The sequence below is a fragment of the Neobacillus sp. NRS-1170 genome (assembly GCF_050468025.1).
In genome coordinates this window covers 1-23,640 of record NZ_JBITPF010000083.1, presented here as the reverse complement: position 1 = coordinate 23,640, position 23,640 = coordinate 1, and the positions used below count along the sequence as shown (strand labels likewise).

Below are 23,640 nucleotides of genomic sequence, written 5' to 3'. Positions count from 1 at the left end.
TCAATTGGCGGAAAGCGATCTCCAATTAGCGGATAACGCACTTCAATCAGCGAAAAGCAAAACAATTGGCGGATGGCGAGCTCCAATTAGCGGATAACACACTTTAATCGGCGGATGGCGCACTCCAATCAGCGAAAAGCAAAACAATTGGCGGATGGCGAGCTCCAATTAGCGGATAACACACTTTAATCGGCGGATAGTGAGCTCCAATCAGCGGATAACGCACTCCAATCAGCAAACCCGCTGATTTAACATCTAAAAATTTATAGAATTAAGAACCATTTATTTATGACCGGAATCAATTAAAAAACAGGCTGCCAAAAATGCAGCCTTGTTCTTATTCTGCTGCCGGGCAGCATAGCTTAATTAAGCAGGGAAATGCCTGAGGTATCTTGAAATTCTATAAAATAAAATAAATTAAAAGGGGAGGAATAAATGGATAGATTTTTTTCACTGTGTCTTCAAGGAGATATAAATTCAGCAATGGAATACCTAAGTTCCATTCAGCCAAAAACAAAAGAAATTGAAAAATTACAGCAGAGGTATATAGAAAGATTTTTTTCTCAAAAACCAGATGAAAATATTTTAACGGAAGATAGTTGGATTAGAGATGTAGTATCAGCTTATCATAATTATTTTCGAACAGTATTAACTAATGCAGACTTGATGAATGATGCTGAGTTAAATCTGAATAAAAGTTTAAGAATGCATTTAAAAATTGAGTCACCTTTAAACATCGATGAAACTGAAAATGAGTTGGCTAATATTTTTACTGAAAAAGGTTATTATTTCTTAGGTGGAGTTACTCCTCCATTTAGAGGAGCATATATTTGGAAACGTACGGAAACAGTTAATTTTAATGTTGAAATACCTCACCAATCAATTCCAGTATCTGTACATATGATGTCAGATTTTATTCTTGAAGGCTGGATGGGTTACGCAACGTTTAACAATAGATCTGTTGGTGGATGGGCAAACGAAGATGGTTTGTATTGTAATTTAAACCGTTACAAAGATTTAGAAGACGACCATTTTCAGGTATCCTATTTAAAACACGAAGCTCAGCATTTATATGATTACAAATACTTTCCTGGTTTAAAGTCCTATGAATTAGAATATCGGGCTAAACTAGTAGAACTTATCTATTCCAAAAACCACTTAATTCTAGAGAAATTCCTGAACGATGCAAAAAATGACCCTGATTTTCCCCATCCGTATGCTTCTTTTAACATAATTAAGAATTTGTCTTCTATCATTTTAAAAAAAGATTATGAGCCTAATATAAATGTATGGTTAGAAAAAGATTATAAAAAGATATCTTCCGCAGCTCTGGAACTTTTTGATAAAAATTCGAGAGAACTAAAAACAGTCAGCTTGTAGAAACTAAGTGTACCTTCTTCTTGAACTACCGGGGTGCAATAGTGTAGAAAAGCAGCGGTTGTCCGCTTCTGGGGTAAAGATAAAGCTGCCATTGGCAGCTTTTTTTCAATTGTTTCTTCTACTAATTTTTAGTTTTCTTTTGATGCAGAAGTTATTAGGAAAGTTGGACATTATCACAGCCCATCATTGGAATGTTATATATACCTTATTACTGTTTAGCAGTTATACTGTTTTTTCGAGATTGATGGCTTGGGTTATAATCAATGCGGGTCGGAAAGAAGTGAAGAAAGTATGATTGTTTATGACAACCATTTCAATTCAAATGAATGGTTTATTCTGGTTGGATTATGCGTAGGAATCATCACGGTGTTGTGCCTTCCAAAAAGGTTTCCTAAAAAAACGGCTATTGTATTTTTTACTTGTGGTATTTATAGCGGCTTCTTTTTCGATCATTCCCTAAGTGTTCAGCCTGTTAGTTTTTATGATGTAAATGACAATTCTTCTTATCAATTAATTGATTTTCTCTCTTACCTTTCTTATGGTCCAATAAGTTACTTATTTTTTTACTTGTATGATCGCCTAAGACCAGGATCTACTCCTATATACATTCTTAGTTGGTCTTTATTTAGCCTTGGAATGGAAGGGCTTGCTGTTTATTTTGGTGTTTTTCATTACAGGCACGGATACAAGCTGTTTTACTTATTTCCAATTTATCTGTTAGTTCAAAGCTGCTGGATTGCATTTTATCATCGGTACCTTGGGTCAAACTCCAGTATAAATTCGAATCCTATTCATTAGTAAGTGGAATTTACGATAATTTATGAGTAACTCATCCAATCCCATTCGATATATCGGCATAGTATGTACTATGACTAAAACTAAGAAGGGACTATTATGAAGTTTTTAAAAATAGGGATTGGTTCGAATCTTGTGGTTCTTCTTGCTATGATGCTTCTCCCTGCTTTCCTTGTTTCAGACCAACTAGATGTTTTTGAGAAAGTTGTTTCTCTTATATCTGAAAAATAAAGCTGCCTATTAATGGGCAACTTTTTATTTTTAGCGCTTTTTTGTAAAGAAAACGCCTGGATGTTTATCTCTTCCAAGCGTTTTTCATTTTAGTAAAACCTCTTAAATCCATCAAAATGTTGTTTCCAATAAGAATTGCTTAAATTACTAATGGCAACGCCAGATTCGCTTGCATGGATAAATTGGTTGTCGCCAAGGTAGATTCCCATGTGGGAGATTCCTGGCTTATATGTATTTTCGAAAAAGACGAGATCGCCTGCCTTCGGCTGCGCCACATAGTAAGCGCGGCTGTAATATCCATCCGCGGAATAACGGCCGATCTTCATGCCTGCCTGGTTCGCCACATAATAGATGAACCCGCTGCAGTCAAAGCCGGAAAGAGAGCTGCCGCCCCACACGTAAGGCGTGCCCATCAAACTTTTAGCAGTCGAAATCATCTTCGACGCAAAATCGGATGGCTGTGAAGGGGTACTAGGCTGCTGGCCCGATACCTTCAGCTTCTGCCCGACATAAATCATGTCGGAGGTTAACCCGTTTAACGACTTCAAATTCTGAACCGTCATGTTAAACTGCCCGGCAATTTTTCCAAGCGTATCACCGCTTTTAACAGTATAGTCGGAGACCGTTGATGGAGCAGGTGCCGTTGGTGTTGGTGTCGGTGCTGGTGTCGTCGTCTGTGCCGCTGTGACCTTCAGTTTTTGCCCGACATAAATCATGTCAGATTTCAAGTTATTCAATGTTTTTAACTGTTCAACCGTCATGCCAAATTGCACGCCGATTTTACTCAAGCTGTCGCCGCTCTTAACGGTATATTCGCTAGTTGTTGTTGTGGACGTCGACGGCGCAGGTGCCGGTGTCGGTGTGACTGGCTTTGGTGCAGTCGTTGTTTGTTTCGGAGCTGAAACCTTCAGGACTTGTCCGACATAAATAATATTGCTATCCAGATTGTTCCATTGCATCAGCTCGCCGACCGTTACGTTATAACGGTTGGCAATTTTAATGAGTGCGTCGCCTTTGTTTACGGTATAAGTGGTCGTCTGCGGTGCCTGGGGCTCAGCGGAAATAATGAGATTTTGATTTTCATAGATAATATCGGATTTCAGGCTGTTCCGAGTCTTGATATCTTGAACACTCGTATTATACTTTGAGGCAATTTTTGATAAGGTGTCACCTTTTTGAACTTTGTATGTATCGGCGAGGGCGGAACCAGCAAAAAGCGTCGAAAAAAGCGCGGCTGTCGACAGCGTACGAACAATGGTTTTCTTCATCTTGTAAAAATCACCTCTATTTCCCTATTTTTCTTAATATTTTACCATAGTTTTCTAGTATTTTGGGAAAAAATTGCTAAAAAATGACACTGTGTATGAAGTTTTGCGGAAATAATAGAAAAATTCGCGGAATTCTAGTATTGGTGTGAAGCAGCTTTGGGGAAAATTTGCACAATGGTTAGAATTAAATTGTCCAGAGATATTAGAGACTTTCAATGAGGCAGCTACTGAAGCAGAAATTGCTGAGGCTGAACAAAAAATGGGGCTCCACTTTCCTAAAAGTTTTAAAGAATTATTGCTTATACATAATGGACAACGAGATGAATATAAAAGAGCTCTTGGCAACTATGTTTTATTGTCCCTAGATGAAATTGTTGATTCGTGGCAAACAATGAAGAAACTCGTGGATAATAATGTGTTTAAGGATTTTGAAGAAGTGGAAGCAGTCGGAGCAGTAAAAAAGGAGTTCTGGTGGAACCCTTGTTGGATTCCCATAGCAACTAATGGTGCTGGAGAAGATATTTGTATTGATTTAGACCCAGACAAAGGAGGAACAGTTGGTCAAATTATCACCTTTTGGCACGATTGGGAAGAACGTAAGGTCATATCAAACAGCTTGGAAGCCTGGTTCAGCGAAATTATAAAACGCCTTAAAGACGGAACATATAAGCTAATCGAGGAAGACGAGGAAATTGTATTAAATGATTTTGGTTTTACAGGAATATACCACCTTGCTTAACAAAAATACTGACTCATTCTTGTTCCACTAACGTAAGCAGAATAATTCAATAAGGATTATGGGTTTTTATGGTAAAATCAGATGGAGATTCAGTAAAAAATTTTGTTCAAAAAGGTGGTTTTACAATGGGAAAAAGGAAATTATCAATTATAGTATTTTTATTAAGTCTTTTTTCATTACTTATTTCGCTTAACTTATTTTGGAATTTAGGTATTTTTGTTGATGAGTATGGTTTAAGCCCTGATATTGTCAATGGCGGAGACGTTTGGCTTGCAATGGATTGGTTAAGATTATTATTACTGTTATTGCTGTGTGTAGTATCTGGTATTAGTATTTTTAGAGCTAAACAAAATAAGAGAACTTAAGTAAAAAGTCATTGTGAAGAATTACACTTAAAGTGATGGGTGCAAGAGTTGAAGATCAAGCTGCTATATTGGCGGCTTTTTTTCTTTATTCAACTATAGGATGCAGGTTAGTTTAAGAAGGAAATAACTACTTTATGTAGAAATTATCCCTTAAATTAAAAAGTTAATTAAAAATATACCCCTCACTAATGAGGGGTATATCTTATTTATCTTGTGCAAGTTCTTTTCTATTGGGAGCAAGTGGTGGCTGTTCTAACCACTTGTTTTTCACCATAATATCGAACCAGTTTTTTGTCATTGCTAATGTTTTTAGAATTGTTTTTTCATAAACTACAGCTAGGTCTGTTCGCATGGCTCCTGCTAGACCTGTCCCGTAATATACTTGTGCAGTTTGAGCCAAGAAACCCATATGATACAACATTAATTTATCTGAAAAAGGAGAGTCTTTTGACGTTGTAACCTCTGATTCCCACGACATTGGTACTGGTAAATTATCCTTGTGCATAATTTTAGAAAGGGCTTGTATGTTTTCATCTGCCTTTTTTTCTAATTCCTCAAAAAACTTTCTTATTTCTTCAGATTTAGTGACTTGACTGAATCCGATTGAAAGAGTTTTTGCCATAATGCTCTTTTTAATGTTAAGAGAAATACTGATTATTTCTGTAGCAGATAAAAGTCTCCCTTTTCCGAAGAATCCATCAATAAAATCTTTGTTAGATATAAATTCAGGGCTTTCGTTAGGATAAAAATAGGGGTCTCGTTGGAATTTTCCTTTTTTAAGCAATAACTCAATGGTTAAATCGTACATACTTTTTGCATCATTATCACATGAATTGTAAAATTCCCGAAGGTCCTTTCTTACAGAAACACTTAAAGCAGTTGTATGACCCAACAAACCATGTAAAGTCATAATATGTAAATAATTTAAGCAGAATGTGTCAGTAAACAATCTCTTTGCACCTTTATTAAGGTCGGACTCAGTAAATCCAATAGGAACTGGAAATCCCTCTTTCTCAATGAAGGAAACAAGATGCTTCTTTTGCTTTTCCCATGTCTTAATGGCAATTTCAAAAACTTTTTTTATTGATTCGTCTTCCAAAATAGAAATCATATACCTATTTACTATCTCGGTCATAGTTCCGTTAACATATTCCCCCCATAGTGTTCCTATTTCGGAAGATGTAAGTTTAAAATTATCATTTTCCATTTGTTCTCACCTCTTCCGTATTTTTTACTGACACAGAAATAGATATGCGTTTCTTTGGACTTAAACCTTTAGATGATAATAGTTGAGAAGTTTCTTGTTGAACTCCCATGAAAATAAAAACTGAAAAAGAGCATACAAAAATAGACCCAGAAAAACCAGTTTTAAAAAAAAGGCTGAGCCTCTTGAAAGATCATATAATGGTTGAACAGGTAAATGGATTCTTTCTAATTAGTATTAAATAAGGCAAAGCTAGCGCAACAACCAGAAAAAGGATTAATCTCCCATAAGTGCTACCCCTAAATGGGTGCGACAGTCGGTGGTACACCGTGGTCGTTGGAGTCAGACTAACGGATGGGCTCAAAGGCACAATAGTTCAAAGACCTTCTTCGCCAGCATTAAAACAGTATAGACTGCCTGATCCATTTTCATTCTCTGTGGTGAAGCGATGTTTTTTGCGCTTCATGGATGGCTAACGGGTGCAAGAGTTGAAGATCCAAGCTGACATCGTAGGCGGCTTTTTTTGTGCTAATGGGGCAGTTTAGCTGAAGAAAAATTATAATAAAATTCAATAAAATAGTTTGTAGTATTTTCTAAAAAACCCCTTATAATTGTTTTGTACAAGACATAATAGGGGTTTTACAACTATGAAAAGGCTTTTATTCTTTTCTATTTTATCATCAGTTTTATTTTTAGGGGCTTGTAACGAAAACAAGGAAACAGTTGAGGGTGAAGAAGCTCCCAAACAAGAAGTAAAAAATTTGGAGGATATTATGACTTTTGAAGAGTTAACTAAAAACAAACCAACGCTAGAATGGAAACAAAGAATGGAAGATGATGACCTATTTACTGACGAAAATATAAATGCAACTAATGAGGTTCTTCATTCATACATCAATAGCCTAAAAGAGCTTAGAGATAATCCCACTGAGGAAGAAGTATTAGAATGTGTTAAAAATGTAGTTATCAGTTTAAATGAACTAAATGAAAATTATGATTACTTTATTGAGACAATGGAGAGAGAAGAACTATATGAGTTTATTACTGAAGCAGCACGAATAGCTGGCTTTGAGTCCGAAGAAGACATAACTGAAGAATGGAGAGAATGGTAAACCTATTTGAACAAGGATTTCTTTTAGGATTTGGTTGCTTCGGCAGCCTTTTTCTTTTTGTGCTAATAATGAAGCACTTTTCCATTAAGCATCCATTGTCCATCGGCATGATGTATGGTTTGGGTGCACAGGCACTTGGGACGGCAAAAGCGTTTCAAATCGGGGAAAAAGAGGGAACAACCTCCAGTGTATGCTACATTCTGACTGCCATCCTTACAGTCATCTGGGCATTAATCCTAACACCTTTTATCCATACTTTGAACGTGTAGGAAAATGGGTGCTAAAGTTCAATAAGTGAAGATAGCTCCGAAGACCATGATCTTCGGCGATCGGGTGCGATTATTGAAAAAGAAGCAAGAGGTTGATCCATATATAACATGACTAATATGAATCAACCTCTATTTTATATGACCTTTTACGAATTAGGTCTTGATAACATTTAAAACAACCTTTGCTAAACGAGTGCAAAAGCTTCTATCAATAGAGAAAACTTTATCATTATTACTAGTTTTAGGTTACGAATGAAAAAATGGGAGGCTAACATTTGTATTTTTACTGCTATGTAGCAATATTTTTCAAGTCTTTCGCTTTTTTTCGCACTTTTAAACGCTTGTAAAGTGGATAGCCCACCATATAATACCCGGAAAATGACAGTAGAATAAGAGATAAACCTGCGAATGTAAGAGCACTGTATCGATACCAATTGCCAAAAAAGGATCCATCATGCAAAGTAATGATGAAAGTTGAGTAATCTGGGTTTGTAGATAAAACTTTTCCCGTACTCGCATCGATCTGAACATCTTGACTGTTATTAAAGCGAACCTGGTAAACATTTAGACTTGGTCTATATTCTATTCTAAAGATATCTTTAACCGATGTTACACCTGGAAGCCCCTGAGATGTGGCTATGGACACGACCTTATCCATAGGTATCGATTGACTTGGACTCGCCTCCTTCCCTGTTTTTAAATCATCCGCAACTCCGAGTGGTATCATATAAACAAGCAATAGGCCAGTGACTGCTACGAACATAAAAACAACAGATAAAATTAATCCAGACCATTTATGTGCTTTTCTACTAAATTGGTATAGACTTAATGCTTTTGACATATTTTCATCACACCCCTTGTTTTATTTCAAATTAATTATCTCCGATCATTCTAAAGCCGTTGTTGATTTGTTAATGCTCATTCCTTCGTAAAAAAGTTTCTTCAGCTGTTCACATTCTCAAGAAATCCTCCTTCCTCTGACCCTAATTTCTGTCAATAATATTTGGAATATTCAAAATAAAAAAGCGACTTAAATGTGATTCTACGGGGATAAATTAGGCTTGTCAATAATATTTTTCCATATTTTACTATATTAGTAAAATAATATGTTAACAAGGTGATGCGTTAAAGTAAATTGAAATTGATCACGAACAATTTCAAAATATGATAAAGGGATGGATTACGCATGAGGCGGCATAAATAAATAGTTCAATATTCAAAAATGATTAGGGCTGGCTCAACAGGTTTTGTACGTGTTATTGATGATAAAACAATAATTTATCCCGAATATAAAGGGAATGGTGTTATGGCAAGTTTAGGTAACATCATAGAAAATGCCCATATAGGACTAATGTTTATAGATTTTTTTGAGAATAACATAGGGTTACCATGTTAATGGTAAGGCAGCTATTATAGAAAATAACCATTTAAGCTCATTTAATATTCCTGAAGAGATAATAAATGATATTGAAGAAAAAGAAGGAAACAAACCTGAACGTTGGGTTATGGTGGAAGTTGATGAAGCGTATATTCACTGTTCAAAACATATCCCAAGACTACAACAAATGAACAAAAAAATATATTGGGGAACTGACGATGAAAAACAAAAGGGTGGGGATTTCTTCAAGACAAAACAAAGTATGAAACAGTAAAACTTGTGAAGAAATGCACTTAAACTAGAGGGGGCTTTAGTTAAATAAGGTTTTGGTATTCCTAATAAAGAAACTCGCCAATTACTATGAAGTGACCCCAAAAAGTTAGACACGTTTATTACATTAGGCAACTTGTGGGGCATGAGTTCGGTATTGAACTCATGCCCTTTAATTTTGCCTTAATTCGTTTGTGATTATAGTAGTCAATATATTTTGCTAGTTCTTGCTTAAAGTGTTCTGACTGGCACTCTAAAAGCCTGTAGGCTTTCTGACACATGGTTAAATTGGATGCTCAATCCACAGGCAAGCCCTGACAATACTCTCTAATCAATTTGGCTGCATACGTTTGGCTGATTTGCAGATCCTTGGCTACACGTCTAGAGCTTTTATTCAGCTTATAAGATTTACGAACCATCTCTTTTTTTGCCAATTCAATTGCTTCATGAAGGGAAGCGGGGGTACTGTTTTCAATTTGCTGCAGTCCTTGGTTATAAATGCCTTCGGGCAGGTCATCGATACCGATGACTTCATCGCTAACAATAACAAGCTTTTCAATCAGGTTTTCTAATTGCCTTATGTTTCCGGGCCAAGAATAATGGGTAAGCCATTCGAGGCAATCTTTAGAAATGAATTTGTTCATTTCATGGATTCGATTAAATTTGTAAATGAATTTATAGATGAGCGGGACTATATCTTCCTGCCTTTCGCGAAGCGGAGGCATTTTGATATCAACTACGTTCAGCCTATAATATAAATCTTCTCTATACATTTTATTTTCTACCATTTTATTTAAATCTTTATTGGTTGCGGCAATGATTCGGATATCCACTTTCTTTTCTTTATTCCCGCCAATAGGAATGAATTTTTTCTCCTGAATGACTTGCAGTATTTTGGCCTGAAGAGGCAAAGGCAAGTCTCCTATTTCATCAAGAAACAGTGTACCCCCATCGACACTTTCAAGTATCCCTTTTTTTCCGGAACGGCTTGCATTGGTGAAAGATCCTGGAGTATAGCCAAATAGCTCGGATTCTATTAAATCAGCAGGGATGGCAGCACAATTGACGGTTAAAAAGGGTCCGCTCTTTCTGCTGCCGTTTTCGTGTATATATTGGGCCAAAATGCTTTTACCTGTTCCGGATTCTCCAAGAATCAATACAGTAGAGTGTGCAGCCGCCACCTTCTTGGCAAATTTCAGTACATCTTTCATCTTTTCATTATTTGTCATGATGGTGCCGAATGGATCATCCATTTCTTTTCTGTGATTTGAATCCTTTTCTCTTACCTTCAGCATGTTGTAGCTCTGTAGTTCCCTTGCGGTTGTTACAATCAATTCTACTTCCTTATTATCATTTAAAATAGGGACGGCGGAAGTAAGAAGCTCCGCACCGAGGATTGTTGTTTGTTTCATTAAAATCGGCTCTTTTCTTTCCAATATATCGGGGAAAATGGAGGGATACCAATAGCCTTCGTTCACTAATTCCAAGCTTACTTTTCCTAAAACGTTTTCCTTATTTAAACCATAATGCTTCTTACAGGCATCATTTACATAAATAATTTTCTTATCCTTATTCAGTACAAAAATTTCATCAGAAGAATAATCCAAAATTTTAATTAGCGTTTCCAAATTTAAATCTAAATCGGTTGAAATATTGGATAATGTCATGATTGACCTCCCGAAAACATCATGTGAGTGTGAGTGAACTCAACCTGAGCACAATTGTGTTCAGAAAAACAAACTAACAGGTGATTCTAACAAACTAAGGAGCTATAACCCTTGTAAGTGTGATTTTTGTCACTTTACACCTTATAATAGTCTAAATATTTTGAACTGTAAATGAGGGGGGCAAGACGCTTAGATAGAAGCCTTGAACGCATATAAACTCAATTTCAACTTTTGAAATCCTGTAAAACCATGCAATTATGAAAAAAGACAGTTGGCATGAAATTTGCAATATATATTTTATGAAAACATTTTAAGGGATTTAAATGTTAGAATGGGGGAATGGCAAAATGAAAGAGTTACAAACCAATTATGCCTTGGAGCATACTATTCCGTACGATCATTATGTGAGTCCGCAAATATTTGAAGAGGAAAAGAAGAATATCTTCAAATCTAGCTGGATTTTTGCAGGACATACGAGCCAAGTGGAGAAGGCAGGTGATTTCTTCACTTTTGAGATAGCCGATCAGCCGATAATCATTAGCAAGGATAAAAACAATGAATTAAATGCCTTTTATAACATTTGTCCACATAGAGGGACGATAGTGGAAAAAAGTGAGTGCGGAAATAAAAAGGTTTTCACGTGTACGTATCACGGCTGGACCTTCCATTTAAACGGAAAATTGAATAAAGCGCCAAACTTTACTACGAATGAATTAGGAAACCATAGCTGTATGACGCAAGTAAAGATTGAAGTACTACAGTCCATGATCTTTATCAATTTGAATCCGGATGCAGGACCAATGGCAGAAACCTATGGAGATTTCATGGCCAGTTTGGAAAAATACACATTCCTAGATTCATTGAAAAAGATTCGTGTCACACAAAGAGTCATAGATGCTAACTGGAAAGCGGTTGTTGATAACTATTTGGAGTGTGACCACTGTAAGATTGCACACCCTGAGTTTTCAAAAACCTTTGACATGAAAAATTACCATATCGATTTACATGACAATTTCTCGTGTCAATATTCAGAATTAACTAACAAATCAAAAGAAGATCAAGGAGATCACGCCAATTTTTATTGGGTGTGGCCAAACTTGATGGTGAGCATCTATCCTGGAAAAGAGGGGAATATGACGACAAGCCAAATTATACCGCTGTCCGCGGATAAAACCCTGGCTATCTATAGCTACTACTTTAAATCAGATGAAATTAGTGAAGAGCAGGAAGAACTGATTCGTTTCGTGGATCAGGTAAGAGAAGAGGATTTCGACCTGGTGGAGTTATTGCAGAAGGGTTTCCACACGAATGCCTTCAAGTACGGAGTTTATTCTCCGACTGAGTATGCGCTCAAATATTTCCACAATCTTTATGAAAGCGCCATCAATGGTCAGTGAAAGAAAGATAAAGGGAATTCAGGCAGAGGGAACCAGACTGGACTGGATGGTTCTCCTTTAAATAAAGAAGATAAGCTTCTAAGAAATATGATTAGATATGGGAGGACACTACAATGAACAATCAAACAGAATTCACGGTTGCAGATGCAATTGTAAGAGAGCTTGTACAAGCAGAGGTGGAAGTAGTTTACGGCATCGTCAGTATTCACAATATGCCGATTTATGATGCGATGCTGCGTGAAGGAAGTATCCGTATGGTCACTTCCCGCGGTGAAAGTGGAGCAGTCAACATGGCCGATGCCTATGCACGTGCTACAGGGAAATTGGGCGTTGTATTAACAAGTACTGGTGCTGGAGCAGGGAACGGTACAGGTGCATTGACGGAAACATGGAACTCAGGAACGCCATTATTGCACATTACCGGGGAAGCTGATTCCAATTATATTGGAACAGATCAACGTTATATTCACGAAGCGAAGGATCAGCTGAAAATGATGGACGGTGCAAACAAATCAGCCTATTTGTTGAAGCGGCCAAAGCTAATCACACCATTTATTCGCAAAGCGATCAAAGAGGCGCTGACTGTTCCTACAGGTCCGGTAACGATTTCCATTCCAACGAATTTCCAGGCTCAGATTATTCCTGATAATCAATTGATTGAAGTGGAAACGGTTCAAGATCCAAAAGTGAAAATCAACATTCCGGCTGATGTTGGGGAAAAAATCGCCGCTGCAAAAAGACCGGTCATCTGGGCAGGACATGGAGTAATCGCTTCAGGGGCATCAGAGGAACTTCAAACGTTAGTAGATAACATCCAGCCTGCTGTCATTACAAGCGAGTCCGGTAAAGGGGCTATCCCTGAAAATCATCCGCTTTGCATCGGCAACTTTGCTGCTACATCACAAGTGAAGGAACTACTGGAAAAGTCGGATCTTCTCATTAGTATTGGGGTCCGGTTCCGTGGCGGGGAAACATTTAACTGGACACTTCCGGTACCTGAAAATCATATCAATATCGATTTGAATCCAGATGCATTTAACCGTAACTTTGATACATTGTATACACTGGTCGGAGATGCTAAGGCAGTTTTACAAGAGATCAACAGTATTTTGGCAACTAAGGAGATCAATCCTGATCCAGCTTATGTGGATGAAGTGAAGTCTGCCCGTCAAGGTGTTCGTGATGACCTCCGCAGCCAAATCGGGCCATATGGTGAAGTTGCGGATATCATGCGTGAACAGCTGCCTGAGAATACGGTCTTGGTGACGGACGTGACCATCCCTGGATACACTTGGGGAAATAAATTGTTCGACATTTACGAACCAAGGAATTACCTCTACATGACCGGTGGTGGAATCGGACAAGGCTTGCCAATGGCAATTGGCGCTCAAATCGGTCAGCCGGATAAGAAAGTCGTTCTAATTGCAGGTGACGGTGGGTTCATGGTGAATGCTAATGAGATGATCACCGCATCACAGGAAGATACGCCGATTATTGTCCTATTATTCGATGATGGCGGTTATGGGATCTTAAGATACTACCAAGAAGCAGCCTATGGCAGACGCACATCCGTTGACTTGAAAAACCCGGATTTCGTCATGATGGCTAAATCAATGGGCTTCGAATCTGAGAAAGTACGCTCGGTCAATGAATTTAAAGAAGCATTAGCGAATGCAATCGTAAGCAAACAGCCTTATATGGTTGTAGTAGATGTAGATGCAGTAGGAGTATTGGAATACAAAGATTCGGATGAATATATTGCATCTTTCCGTCCAAAACACGGATAATTTCCTAACTTCAGCCATTGTTAGACCATAAGCCTACTGATAGGGGGGACAAAGTTTTGGTAATAGAATTAAAACATTATATGAACGGGAATTGGATTGAATCTAGTAATCCGGAAAAAATGGATATTATTAATCCTGCCACACAGGAAGTCATTGCCAGGGCTCCGAAAGGAACAAAAGAAGAAACGAACGAAGCTATTAAAATAGCAAAGAAAACATTTGAAAGCGCTGAGTGGTCTGGCCAATCCCCAAAAGAGCGGGCGGCAGTTTTAGTCCAGATTGCTGATAAATTGCAGGAAAACATGGATGTGTTAACCGATTTAGAAGTACAGAATAATGGAAAAACGAGAAGAGAAGCACAGTCAGATGTAGAGGAAGCCGCTCATACATTCCGTTATTATGCAGGTCTGCTTACGATGCCTAATGGCCAATCATATGAAGCTTCCGGGGATATGCAGACATTAATCGTGAAAGAACCAATGGGTGTTGCCGGATTGATTGTTCCATGGAATTTTCCTTTATTGATGAGTGTTTGGAAGATTGCACCGGCACTAGCAGCAGGTAATAGCATTCTTCTAAAGCCGGCGGAAATTACTCCGATGACAGCGGTAAAATTGTTTGAACTGATGGATGAGACCGATTTGCCAAAAGGAACAGCTAATCTCATTTTGGGAATCGGATCAGTTGTGGGTCAGACGATTGCCGAAAGTAATGATGTAGATATTGTTTCCTTTACGGGAAGTACAGAGGTCGGCCGCCGGATCATGCAGGCTGCAACAGGTAATTTAAAAAAAGTGTCCCTTGAGTTAGGAGGGAAATCTCCGAACATTATCTTTGATGATGCGGATTTGGAAACAGCCGTTGATTATGCCCTATTTGGCATTTTTATGGGCTCAGGGCAAGTTTGTTCTTCGGGGAGCCGTCTTCTTGTCCAAGAGGGGATCTACGATACATTTGTGGAGAAATATGTAGAAAAGGCAAAAGGGATTAGGGTTGGCCCCGGAAATGATGAACATTCCCAAATGGGTGCCATTGTCAGCGAAAAGCATTTTGAAAGTATACTAGACTACATTCGGATTGGGAAAGAAGAAGGAGCGAAACTTACTCTAGGTGGTAATCGAATAGAGACAGATGGTCTGGAAAAGGGATTTTTCATCGAACCTACCGTCTTTACTCATGTGACAAGCGATATGCGGATTGTCAGAGAAGAAATCTTTGGTCCCGTTGTTGCTATTCAGAAATTCAAAGATGAAGAAGAAGCTGTCAAGATCGCGAACGACACAGACTTTGGACTTGCAGGGGCCGTTTTCTCTACCGATCATAACAAGGCAATGCGAGTCATCAAAAAGGTCCGTGCCGGTATTACATGGGTGAACGCTTACCACCTCACGAATATTCAAGCACCGTGGGGGGGCTATAAACAAAGCGGCATCGGCAGAAGCCTTAGTACGTACGGATTGGACGAATATCAGGAAACGAAACAGATTAACATTAATTTGGAACCGAAGCCTATTCGCTGGTTTGAATAGCAGCTTATTTTTTAACAACAACATAACCACAGTGTTTATAGAAATTTTTTAATAGTAACTGCATGAAAGAGGAAATCTTTGGGAGGGATTGGATTGACTAAACCATATTTAGTTGTCGAGTGGAATGATACGGAAACGGATGCACAGGGGTGGCTTGTTGTTCATAATTTCGTGAAGGGATATACAGGCGGCGGTACGAGAATGCATCCGTCAGTAACAAAAGAAGAGGTTGAAAGATTAGCCCATGCAATGGCATATAAGTATGTAGCCAGTGACAGCGGAACGACCGGTGGATGTAAAGCGGGAATTAAGTATGATTACAAAGCTCCAGATGCTTATGCCGTCTTAAGAAGATTTTTAATTGCCGTGATGCCTTATATTGATAACGGCGTATCCTTAGGAAGTGATCTAGGTACGAAGTATGAAGATGTCCTCCAAATCTTTAACGAATTCGGCATTGATATCCCGCTGACAAAATCCATGAAACAAGATCCTGCGATTCTTCAAGGGATAAAGGACTTTGATGGACTGATGAAAACAAGAATGGATGGATTGCTTTTAAATGATGCTGTTACAGGATATGGTGTTGCCTTTTCGGCCGATGAAGCTTGGAAGTTTAAAAATGGCAAGGACGGAGCGAAGGTTGTCATCCAAGGCTTTGGCTGTGTAGGAGCAAGCTGCGCATTAAAACTATCTCAATTAGGTTATAAAATCGTCGGAATTTCAGATGCGAACTTGTTAGTCACATGTGAAGAAGGATTGGATATTCAAACCCTTATTGACCATAAGAATGTATATGGCGAAATGGATATCAATTATTTTGACCCGAACTATACAGTAAGGCCAAACTCTGACTGGCTTGATGTAGATTGCGATGTTCTCATCCCGTGTGCGTTAGAGGACGTTATTAACCAGTCTAATGCAGATACGGTAAAAGCCAGCCTGATTGTTGAAGCAGCTAATATCCCAATTTCTTCAGAAGGAGATGAAATCATCAAACAAAGAGGAATTGACATCGTCAATGATTTTGTTGCGAACCTAGGGGCCATAAGATTTTATGACGCAGTGATTTTCGGACTGGTCAAACCAGACCCGCAGGCTGTAATGGATGATATTGAAAAGCTATGCCGAAAAAATACGATTCAACTATTTTCAGAAGCGAAGAAACAAAACAGATATCAGCGAGATGTTGCGTATGAAATCTTTAAACCGGAAGTCAGTGATTTATTAGAGTTTGCTGATCCGTCTGAAAAAGCAGCAGTCAGATAAGCGGTTAATTCATATGAATAGAGAAAATAAAGGGGGAATTAGATGAAACCAGAACAGGGAAATCAACCAAAAGAATTAAAACGTTCGATGAAAAGCAGACATTTATTTATGCTTTCGATAGGTGGAGTCATTGGTACAGGTCTTTTCCTAGGGTCCGGGTATGCGATTGGTCAGGCTGGACCTATGGGGGCGATCACAGCCTATTTATTCGGCGGTTTACTTATGTACATGGTCATGGTTTGTCTTGGAGAGCTATCGGTAGTGATGCCAGTCTCCGGTTCTTTTCAGGCCCATGCAGAGCGCTTTATCGGCCCTGCTTCTGGGTTTATGATCGGCTGGACTTACTGGTTAAGCTGGGCTATTTATGTAGGTTTAGAATTTATAGCGGCCGGTTTGCTGATGGCCAGATGGTTTCCTGATGTACCAGTATGGGTGTGGTGTGCCGTTTTCACCTTGATATTATTCGGTATAAACGCGTTGACAACAAGAAGCTTTGCCGAGATGGAATATTGGTTCTCTGCCATAAAAATATTGGCTGTTCTCTTTTTTATCGTGGTTGGAGGGGCTGCGATATTCGGATTGGTTTCGATCAAGGGGCAATCTGCTCCATTCCTTTCAAATTTTATTGGTGATGGATTATTTCCAAAGGGATTCATCGGTATATTTATATCAATCATGACAGTCGTCTATTCTTTTATGGGTTCGGAAATCATGGGGGTTGCAGCAGGTGAGACAGAGGAGCCCGAAAAGAGTATCCCAAAAGCAATCCGGAGTATCATCGTCCGTATTTTACTTTTCTATGTGCTGGCAACTTTTGTCTTATCAGCCATTGTTCCATGGAAAAAAGCAGGTGTACTTGAAAGCCCGTTTGTAACAGTATTCGATATGATTGGTATTCCTTATGCGGCGGATATTATGAACTTCGTTATTTTAACGGCTATTCTTTCGGTTGGGAACACAGGTTTATTTGCATGTACGAGAATTCTTTTTTCTCTTTCCCAAAGCGGGCAAGCTCCCCGTATGTTCGGAAAGATAAATAAACGTGGTGTGCCCATGAATGCCTTGCTCGTTACACTCGTCTTTGCCTTACTATCTTTGCTTACTAGTGTCATAGCAGAGGAAACATTATTTGTGGTGCTGCTGGCTATCAGCGGGGTTGGAGGGGTAGTTACATGGATGGCGATCGCTCTTGCACAGTATAAATTCCGCAAACAGTATATTGCGGATGGCGGAAGCTTGAAGGATTTAAAATTTAAAGTACCTTTCTTTCCTCTCCTTCCAATTCTGTGCCTCATCATGTGTGCAGGAATCGTTGTGTTTACCGCATTCGACCCAGCCCAGCGGACATCACTATATATAGGATTTGGCTTTGTTGCCGCATGTTATGTTTTTTACTATTTTAAATTTACTAGAAAGAAAATCGATGCAACGGTCCTATCTAATGATCAGCCCGAAAAGCTAGTGCAATAGATTTTTATAGTTTAAATTATCAGAATGTTCAAATAACAAAAATATCCATAAAACATATCGTTTTATGGATATTGCTGTAACGTTAGGTGTAAGTGTGGTGACAAGGAAAACAGTTGCTAGTGTGAACGATGATGCTGATATTAGTAATCCAGCATAAATGAAAAGGTGAAAAAGAGAATAATAGATGATTTTAGGAGGATTTATGGATGCGTTATTTAAATTACATTAACGGACAATGGAAAGAGCCGTCTACAAAGGAATATAAAGAAAACCTAAGTCCGCATAACAGTGAAAGCTTAGGGGAATTCCCATCCAGTGCCGCAGCTGATGTACACGACGCGGCAGCCGCTGCAAAAAATGCCTTTCCAGCTTGGAAAAAACTCTCCATTCAACAAAGGGCAGCTTATTTACAAAGGGCAGCGGCTTTTTTGAAAGATAACATAGAGGAAATAGGACGGGATCTAATTAAGGAAGAGGGAAAAGCATTTTCGGAAGGGATGGGGGAGGCTAATCGCGCAGTAAGCATCCTCGAGTATTTTGCAGCTGAAGCACGGCAGCCGCTTGGAGACGTAATACCGTCCGCTAATGAAAAAACATTTTTGTATACGACTCGTACACCCTCAGGTCCTGTCGGTTTAATTACACCGTGGAATTTTCCTATTGCCATCCCAGTATGGAAGATGGCACCAGCACTTATCTATGGAAATACAGTGGTGATTAAGCCTGCTGATTTAACGCCGAAATCTGTCTATTACGTCATGAAAGCTTTTGATGAAGCAGGTCTGCCAGCAGGTGTCCTTAATTGTGTATTCGGAAGAGGATCTGTTATTGGGAATGAATTGGTGAAACATCCAGATATAAAAGCCATTTCCTTCACCGGTTCGAACCAAGTAGGGCGGCAGATTCAAAAACAGGCTGTAGAAAACGGGAAAAAGGTACAGATGGAAATGGGAGGGAAGAATCCGCTTGTTGTTCTAAATGATGCAGATCTGGATAGAGCAGTTGAAATAGCTGTAGGCGGAGCATTTAAATCTACCGGCCAAAAATGTACAGCAACTAGTCGTGTGATTGTCCAAGAAGAGATCTACGAGTCATTTCGTGACCTGCTCGTAAAGCGGACGAAGGAATTAACCATTGGTAATCCGCTTCACGAGGGAACAGTTATCGGACCCGCCGTATCAAAAGCACAGCTTGATGGGGTGCTCGAAATGATCGAAGCGGGGAAATCAGAAGCAACACTGCTTTGCGGTGGTGAGATTCCGGAAGAGGAAGGATTAAAAAATGGTTTTTATGTAAAACCAACAATCTTTGAAAATGTGCCACGTGACGCGCGAATTGCCCGTGAAGAAATTTTTGGTCCAGTTCTTGCATTATTTAAAGTCAAAGATTACGAAGAAGCAGTGGAGATGGCAAATGATACGGAATTTGGTCTTAGCGCAGCCATCTGCACAAATAACCTGACATTGGCCCGCCGCTTTGTTGAAGATGCGGAAGTAGGACTTGTACATGTTAACTCGGAAACTTCGGGAGCAGAACCACAAATGCCTTTTGGCGGATGTAAGAATTCTAGTTCCGGCAGTCGTGAGCAGGGAAAAGCTGCTATTGAGTTTTATACAGAAGTGAAGACTGTTTATATGGATCCAATGTAATTCTTACTATTAAATCGGAGAGGGGTCCTATTGAAAATGTATGATTTTGCAATAGTGGGCGGAGGAATTGTTGGTTTATCAACAGGGATGGCCATTTATGAGCGTTTTCCTAATGCAAAGGTAGTCGTCATTGAGAAGGAATCCGTTGTTGCGGAACATCAAACAGGCCATAATAGCGGTGTGATTCATTCAGGCATTTATTATAAGCCCGGTAGTTTCAAAGCTCGTTTTGCCCGCCAAGGAAGTAAATCGATGATCGTCTTCTGCCAAACACATGGAATAGACCATGATATTTGCGGAAAAGTAATCGTTGCAACGAAACAAGAGGAATTACCGCTTCTTGAAAATTTATATAAACGAGGGCTGGAAAATGAATTAGCTATTCATAGAATCGGTTCAGATGAATTAAAGGAAATTGAACCACATGTTAATGGATTAGGCGCAATCCGTGTTCCGATGGCCGGCATCGTAAATTACAGGCAAGTTAGTGAAAAGTTTGCCGAACTTATCCGAGAGAGTGGCGGAGAAATTCGTCTAAATACAAAAGTGGAGAAAATGCATGAGGAATCGGATCAAGTAATCATTGAAACGAATCGTGGAACATTAAAAGCAGGAATGGTCATTAACTGTGCTGGGCTTCACAGTGATCGTGTAGCTTTAGCAGCAGGATATAAAACAGATATGAAGATTTTGCCTTTTAGAGGCGAGTATTACAAATTAAAACCTGAAAAGCGCTATTTAGTAAAAAATTTAATTTATCCGGTGCCAAATCCAAAGTTCCCGTTTCTGGGGGTCCATTTTACCCGAATGATCAGCGGTGAAGTCGATGCGGGACCAAATGCTGTGCTTAGCTTTAAACGGGAAGGATACAGAAAGACAGATTTTAATGCAAAGGATTTAATAGAATCATTAAGCTTTCCTGGATTATGGAAAATGGCAGGGAAGTTTGCGAAGGAGGGGCTGGATGAATATATTCGCTCCTTCAGCAAGAAACAATTTACGAAGAGCCTTCAAGAACTCATTCCTGAAATCCAAGAAGATGATTTAATCCCTGCACCTGCTGGAGTCCGTGCTCAAGCGTTAAGGAGCGATGGGAATATGGTGGATGACTTCCATATTATTCAAGGGAAACGAACGATCCATGTATGCAATGCGCCATCTCCTGCTGCAACGGCTTCCATCGAAATCGGAAAAGAAGTTGTGAATAGAATACCAGAACAAACAAACTTAAAAGAAGCTATATTCGTTTAAATAATTCTTTCGAGAGGAAGACCCAATATGCTAAATGGAAAAACAATTTTTATTGCAGGCCACGCGCGTCTGCCGCAAGGAATGGCAGCAAAAAGTGTCTTCGATACGTTAACGATTACGGCTGAAATAGATATTAAATATGGTGTGATATTAGAGGCCTCATGTACTCTAGCAACCGAACAGGGGCGCGACTTTATTGGCCGTATATTAAGGGGCATTAGTTTAAAAGATGGAGTAGAAGATGCAATCGAAGAAATTGAAACCTATTACCGAGGCAAGGCGACAAATGCTATTGTTGCGGCATTAAAGGATCTGGGCCTTCATTTCGATCAAATAAAAACAGAAGAAAAACAAAAGGTATAATAATTCTTATAAAATAACTAATTGACAATCTAGCATATACAAATTATACTAATAATAGTAAATATTTCTAATACTTCCGCCTTCTGATATAACACCCTTTCAGAACCGTGGATAGATTATAAATACTTGGAAACAGGAAATATAAATAACAATTAACTGCTAATTCATTGTGACTCTATTTACAAATAGAGCTGTGAAGTGAATATAAGCCAGTTGTACATTGAGTCTCTGCTATTTTAGGGAACTTTGTGCAGCTGGCTTTTTATATTTCCTGGCTTCCATATTTTTACCTATCTTACACAAAACTGGAGGAATGAAAAATGGCAATCGCAGAAAAACAAAGAGGAAAATTTGAAACAAAAACAAAAATGTATGAAGTGAACGTTCATCCACAAACAGACCGTCTATACCACATTCAACTTTCGAAAGAGGCAATTCAAGGGTTTTTAAATGCTGTCAAAGCAGAAAATTATTCTGTCCAGCATTTAGAATATACACCATATGCTCGTCTTATTGTCTCTTCCATGCTATTAGAACAGGTTGGTGAAGAATTCGGCGAGTTACTTCGAAGCATCGTTCATGACCGTGAATCAGGCGGGTTTACTATTGGATTGGATGGTGTTACGAAGGATACAGATGAATACGTTATTTTCTCCACTGCCATTTCTTATTTGTTAGGTTCATCGAATTTTGATTCGATGTCAGGTAAATATTACGCACGCTTTTCTGTCAAACATACCGATAACAGTGACTCCTACCTTCGTCAAGCATATCGCTTATTCACTCTTCATACAGATGGGACATTCGTAGATGAACCAACAGATTGGCTGTTAATGATGAAAATAGTAGAGGAAAATGCGCGGGGCGGTGAATCCCGATTATTACACCTTGATGATTGGAAAGACCTTGATAAGTTTGTAAATCATCCATTAGCTAACCATAAGTTTACTTACAAAGCACCATCTAGTAAAAATGTAGATCAAGAAATCCAGCGCTTAACCTTCTTCAATTACAATAATAAGCCTGGTGCATGTTTCATCGACCAATTTGTTTGTCCTGAAACCATTGAAGAAGCTAAATATCTTCGTGACCTTTCACATTCATTTGAAACCGATGAGAGTGTTACAGAACTCGAACTCCCAGTCGGGGATTTAGTAGTTGTTAACAATATATTCTGGTTACATGGGCGTGCAGCCTTTGAGGTAGATCCTAACCTGAACCGCGAATTACTTCGTCAGCGCGGACGTTTTAATCAATAATTAACATCCTTAAGAGAACAAATTCATTTTGATTTGTTCTTTTTTTAGTTAGGCGCACAAATTTGGGGGGAGACAAATACACATTGCGGAAATTATAGAGTAATCCGCGGAATTATGGTTCAGATTGGCGGAATAAAATTAAAATTTCGCGGAATTCCGGCTCAAGTTTGCGGAATTCCTGTCCAAGATCGCGGAATTCTAACCAAACCTGCGGCTTGATAAAAATTTATCGGTAACGTCTTAAAAAGCAAGGCGGTGAGCCTGGCCCAGGTAACTTGCCTTCGCCATCTTTAGACAATAACTCTCATAAAATAACAAAATCCTCTATCATATTAATCTAATAAGCTGATATACTTAATATTGTAATTATTAATATTTCTGTGAAATACTTCCAAGGGGGTTAATTGGAATGGAATGGTTTTTAAAAGTAGTAAAGAATTATGCTGGCTTCGAAGGAAGAGCACGCCGTAAGGAATATTGGATGTTTATTCTTTTCTATGTCATCTTTGACATTATACTTATGGTGATAGAAAATGTCCTAGGCCTTGAAAATGTTTTAACGGGACTCTTTGGTTTGGCTTTATTGTTACCATCGCTAGCTGTTACAGCCCGCCGGCTTCATGATACCGGAAGAAGCGGCTGGATGCAGTTGATTGGGCTCATTCCGTTAGTCGGCTGGATTATTATGCTTGTATTCTTGTGCCAAGACAGCCAGGGCGACAATCGATTTGGTGAAAATCCTAAATATTAAGTTTGTTGCAATAAACCGCCTATCTATGATAAGGCGGTTTTTCTTATACTAAGGGAAGCCAACCTATAAATCTACTTGTTCATTAAAGGTTTTAAGTCAAATCAGACTTTATAAAGCCCGTTATGCCAGAAAAAGTGTCTCTACGGTCGATAAGGGCGTTTTATAAAGCCCTTCAGACCCGAAAAAGTGCCATGACGGTCGATAAGAACGGTTCATAAAGTCAAGTCCTAGATTTTG

20 protein-coding genes and 1 pseudogene are annotated in these 23,640 nt (G+C 38.9%); 16 read left to right on the top strand and 5 right to left on the bottom strand.

From position 1 onward, the window contains the following. The first annotated feature begins 435 nt into the window (after window positions 1-435). Window positions 436-1,380 carry a hypothetical protein gene (locus tag ACIFOT_RS28745; protein ID WP_430071313.1) on the top strand — a complete coding sequence of 315 codons (945 nt, stop codon included), beginning with the start codon at window positions 436-438 and terminating at the stop codon, window positions 1,378-1,380. Window positions 1,381-2,274: 894 nt separating this feature from the next. Continuing rightward, window positions 2,275-2,406 carry a hypothetical protein gene (locus ACIFOT_RS28740; RefSeq protein ID WP_430071311.1) on the top strand — a complete coding sequence of 44 codons (132 nt, stop codon included), beginning with the start codon at window positions 2,275-2,277 and terminating at the stop codon, window positions 2,404-2,406. 89 nt (window positions 2,407-2,495) lie between these two features. On the opposite strand, the gene ACIFOT_RS28735 is transcribed toward ACIFOT_RS28740, so the two are convergent. Continuing rightward, entirely contained in the window at window positions 2,496-3,674 is a 1,179-nt protein-coding gene (locus tag ACIFOT_RS28735; protein ID WP_430071308.1) for a LysM peptidoglycan-binding domain-containing protein, read from the bottom strand. A gap of 145 nt (window positions 3,675-3,819) precedes the next feature. Here ACIFOT_RS28735 and ACIFOT_RS28730 point away from each other — a divergent pair, with 145 nt between their 5' ends. Beyond that, a complete protein-coding gene (locus tag ACIFOT_RS28730; protein ID WP_430071306.1) occupies window positions 3,820-4,413 on the top strand; it encodes an SMI1/KNR4 family protein in 594 nt (197 codons plus the stop codon). A gap of 68 nt (window positions 4,414-4,481) precedes the next feature. Then, window positions 4,482-4,778 carry a hypothetical protein gene (locus ACIFOT_RS28725; protein WP_430071303.1) on the top strand — a complete coding sequence of 99 codons (297 nt, stop codon included), beginning with the start codon at window positions 4,482-4,484 and terminating at the stop codon, window positions 4,776-4,778. A gap of 202 nt (window positions 4,779-4,980) precedes the next feature. Here ACIFOT_RS28725 and ACIFOT_RS28720 read toward each other — a convergent pair whose 3' ends face one another. Next, entirely contained in the window at window positions 4,981-5,985 is a 1,005-nt protein-coding gene (locus ACIFOT_RS28720; protein ID WP_430071300.1) for a DUF3231 family protein, read from the bottom strand. 770 nt (window positions 5,986-6,755) lie between these two features. Between ACIFOT_RS28720 and ACIFOT_RS28715 the strand changes: the two genes are divergently transcribed. Both ACIFOT_RS28715 and ACIFOT_RS28710 read left to right on the top strand, forming a co-directional pair. Then, on the top strand, window positions 6,756-7,094 hold the full coding sequence (locus ACIFOT_RS28715) for a hypothetical protein (RefSeq protein WP_430071365.1): 339 nt from the start codon (window positions 6,756-6,758) through the stop codon (window positions 7,092-7,094). Then, a complete protein-coding gene (locus tag ACIFOT_RS28710; protein WP_430071297.1) occupies window positions 7,088-7,363 on the top strand; it encodes an LrgB family protein in 276 nt (91 codons plus the stop codon). The genes ACIFOT_RS28715 and ACIFOT_RS28710 overlap by 7 nt, the downstream gene beginning before the upstream one ends. Before the next feature lie 289 nt (window positions 7,364-7,652). On the opposite strand, the gene ACIFOT_RS28705 is transcribed toward ACIFOT_RS28710, so the two are convergent. The 3 genes and pseudogenes from ACIFOT_RS28705 to ACIFOT_RS28695 all read right to left on the bottom strand — a co-directional run bounded on the left by ACIFOT_RS28705 (window position 7,653) and on the right by ACIFOT_RS28695 (window position 10,678). Further along, entirely contained in the window at window positions 7,653-8,204 is a 552-nt protein-coding gene (locus ACIFOT_RS28705) for a PepSY domain-containing protein (protein WP_430071294.1), read from the bottom strand. A gap of 929 nt (window positions 8,205-9,133) precedes the next feature. Continuing rightward, window positions 9,134-9,250 (bottom strand): annotated as a pseudogene (locus tag ACIFOT_RS28700) (IS3 family transposase); the annotation flags it as partial. Window positions 9,251-9,307: 57 nt separating this feature from the next. After that, window positions 9,308-10,678 carry a sigma-54 interaction domain-containing protein gene (locus tag ACIFOT_RS28695; protein WP_430071291.1) on the bottom strand — a complete coding sequence of 457 codons (1,371 nt, stop codon included), beginning with the start codon at window positions 10,676-10,678 and terminating at the stop codon, window positions 9,308-9,310. Window positions 10,679-11,025: 347 nt separating this feature from the next. Between ACIFOT_RS28695 and ACIFOT_RS28690 the strand changes: the two genes are divergently transcribed. The 10 genes from ACIFOT_RS28690 (at window position 11,026) to ACIFOT_RS28645 (ending at window position 23,403) form a co-directional block, all read left to right on the top strand. After that, window positions 11,026-12,075, top strand: coding sequence for an aromatic ring-hydroxylating oxygenase subunit alpha (locus ACIFOT_RS28690; RefSeq protein ID WP_430071289.1), 1,050 nt, complete (start codon window positions 11,026-11,028; stop codon window positions 12,073-12,075). A 113-nt stretch (window positions 12,076-12,188) separates the two neighbouring features. Further along, window positions 12,189-13,862, top strand: a complete 1,674-nt coding sequence (locus ACIFOT_RS28685) for a thiamine pyrophosphate-binding protein (RefSeq protein ID WP_430071287.1) — start codon at window positions 12,189-12,191, stop codon at window positions 13,860-13,862. Window positions 13,863-13,942: 80 nt separating this feature from the next. Beyond that, window positions 13,943-15,391, top strand: a complete 1,449-nt coding sequence (locus tag ACIFOT_RS28680) for an aldehyde dehydrogenase family protein (RefSeq protein WP_430071362.1) — start codon at window positions 13,943-13,945, stop codon at window positions 15,389-15,391. Window positions 15,392-15,484: 93 nt separating this feature from the next. Next, window positions 15,485-16,660: a Glu/Leu/Phe/Val family dehydrogenase gene (locus ACIFOT_RS28675; protein WP_430071284.1), complete on the top strand. Its 1,176-nt coding sequence runs from the start codon at window positions 15,485-15,487 to the stop codon at window positions 16,658-16,660. A 42-nt stretch (window positions 16,661-16,702) separates the two neighbouring features. Continuing rightward, on the top strand, window positions 16,703-18,130 hold the full coding sequence (locus tag ACIFOT_RS28670) for an amino acid permease (RefSeq protein ID WP_430071282.1): 1,428 nt from the start codon (window positions 16,703-16,705) through the stop codon (window positions 18,128-18,130). Window positions 18,131-18,336: 206 nt separating this feature from the next. Continuing rightward, a complete protein-coding gene (locus tag ACIFOT_RS28665) occupies window positions 18,337-19,779 on the top strand; it encodes an aldehyde dehydrogenase family protein (RefSeq protein WP_430071279.1) in 1,443 nt (480 codons plus the stop codon). Between the two features lie 36 nt (window positions 19,780-19,815). Continuing rightward, window positions 19,816-21,030, top strand: coding sequence for an L-2-hydroxyglutarate oxidase (gene lhgO, locus ACIFOT_RS28660; protein WP_430071277.1), 1,215 nt, complete (start codon window positions 19,816-19,818; stop codon window positions 21,028-21,030). Window positions 21,031-21,057: 27 nt separating this feature from the next. Beyond that, a complete protein-coding gene (locus tag ACIFOT_RS28655) occupies window positions 21,058-21,393 on the top strand; it encodes a DUF3870 domain-containing protein (protein WP_430071275.1) in 336 nt (111 codons plus the stop codon). A gap of 320 nt (window positions 21,394-21,713) precedes the next feature. After that, complete coding sequence (glaH, locus tag ACIFOT_RS28650; protein WP_430071273.1) at window positions 21,714-22,652, top strand: glutarate dioxygenase GlaH; 939 nt, start codon at window positions 21,714-21,716, stop codon at window positions 22,650-22,652. 409 nt (window positions 22,653-23,061) lie between these two features. After that, window positions 23,062-23,403, top strand: coding sequence for a DUF805 domain-containing protein (locus tag ACIFOT_RS28645; RefSeq protein ID WP_430071271.1), 342 nt, complete (start codon window positions 23,062-23,064; stop codon window positions 23,401-23,403). Window positions 23,404-23,640: the final 237 nt, after the last annotated feature.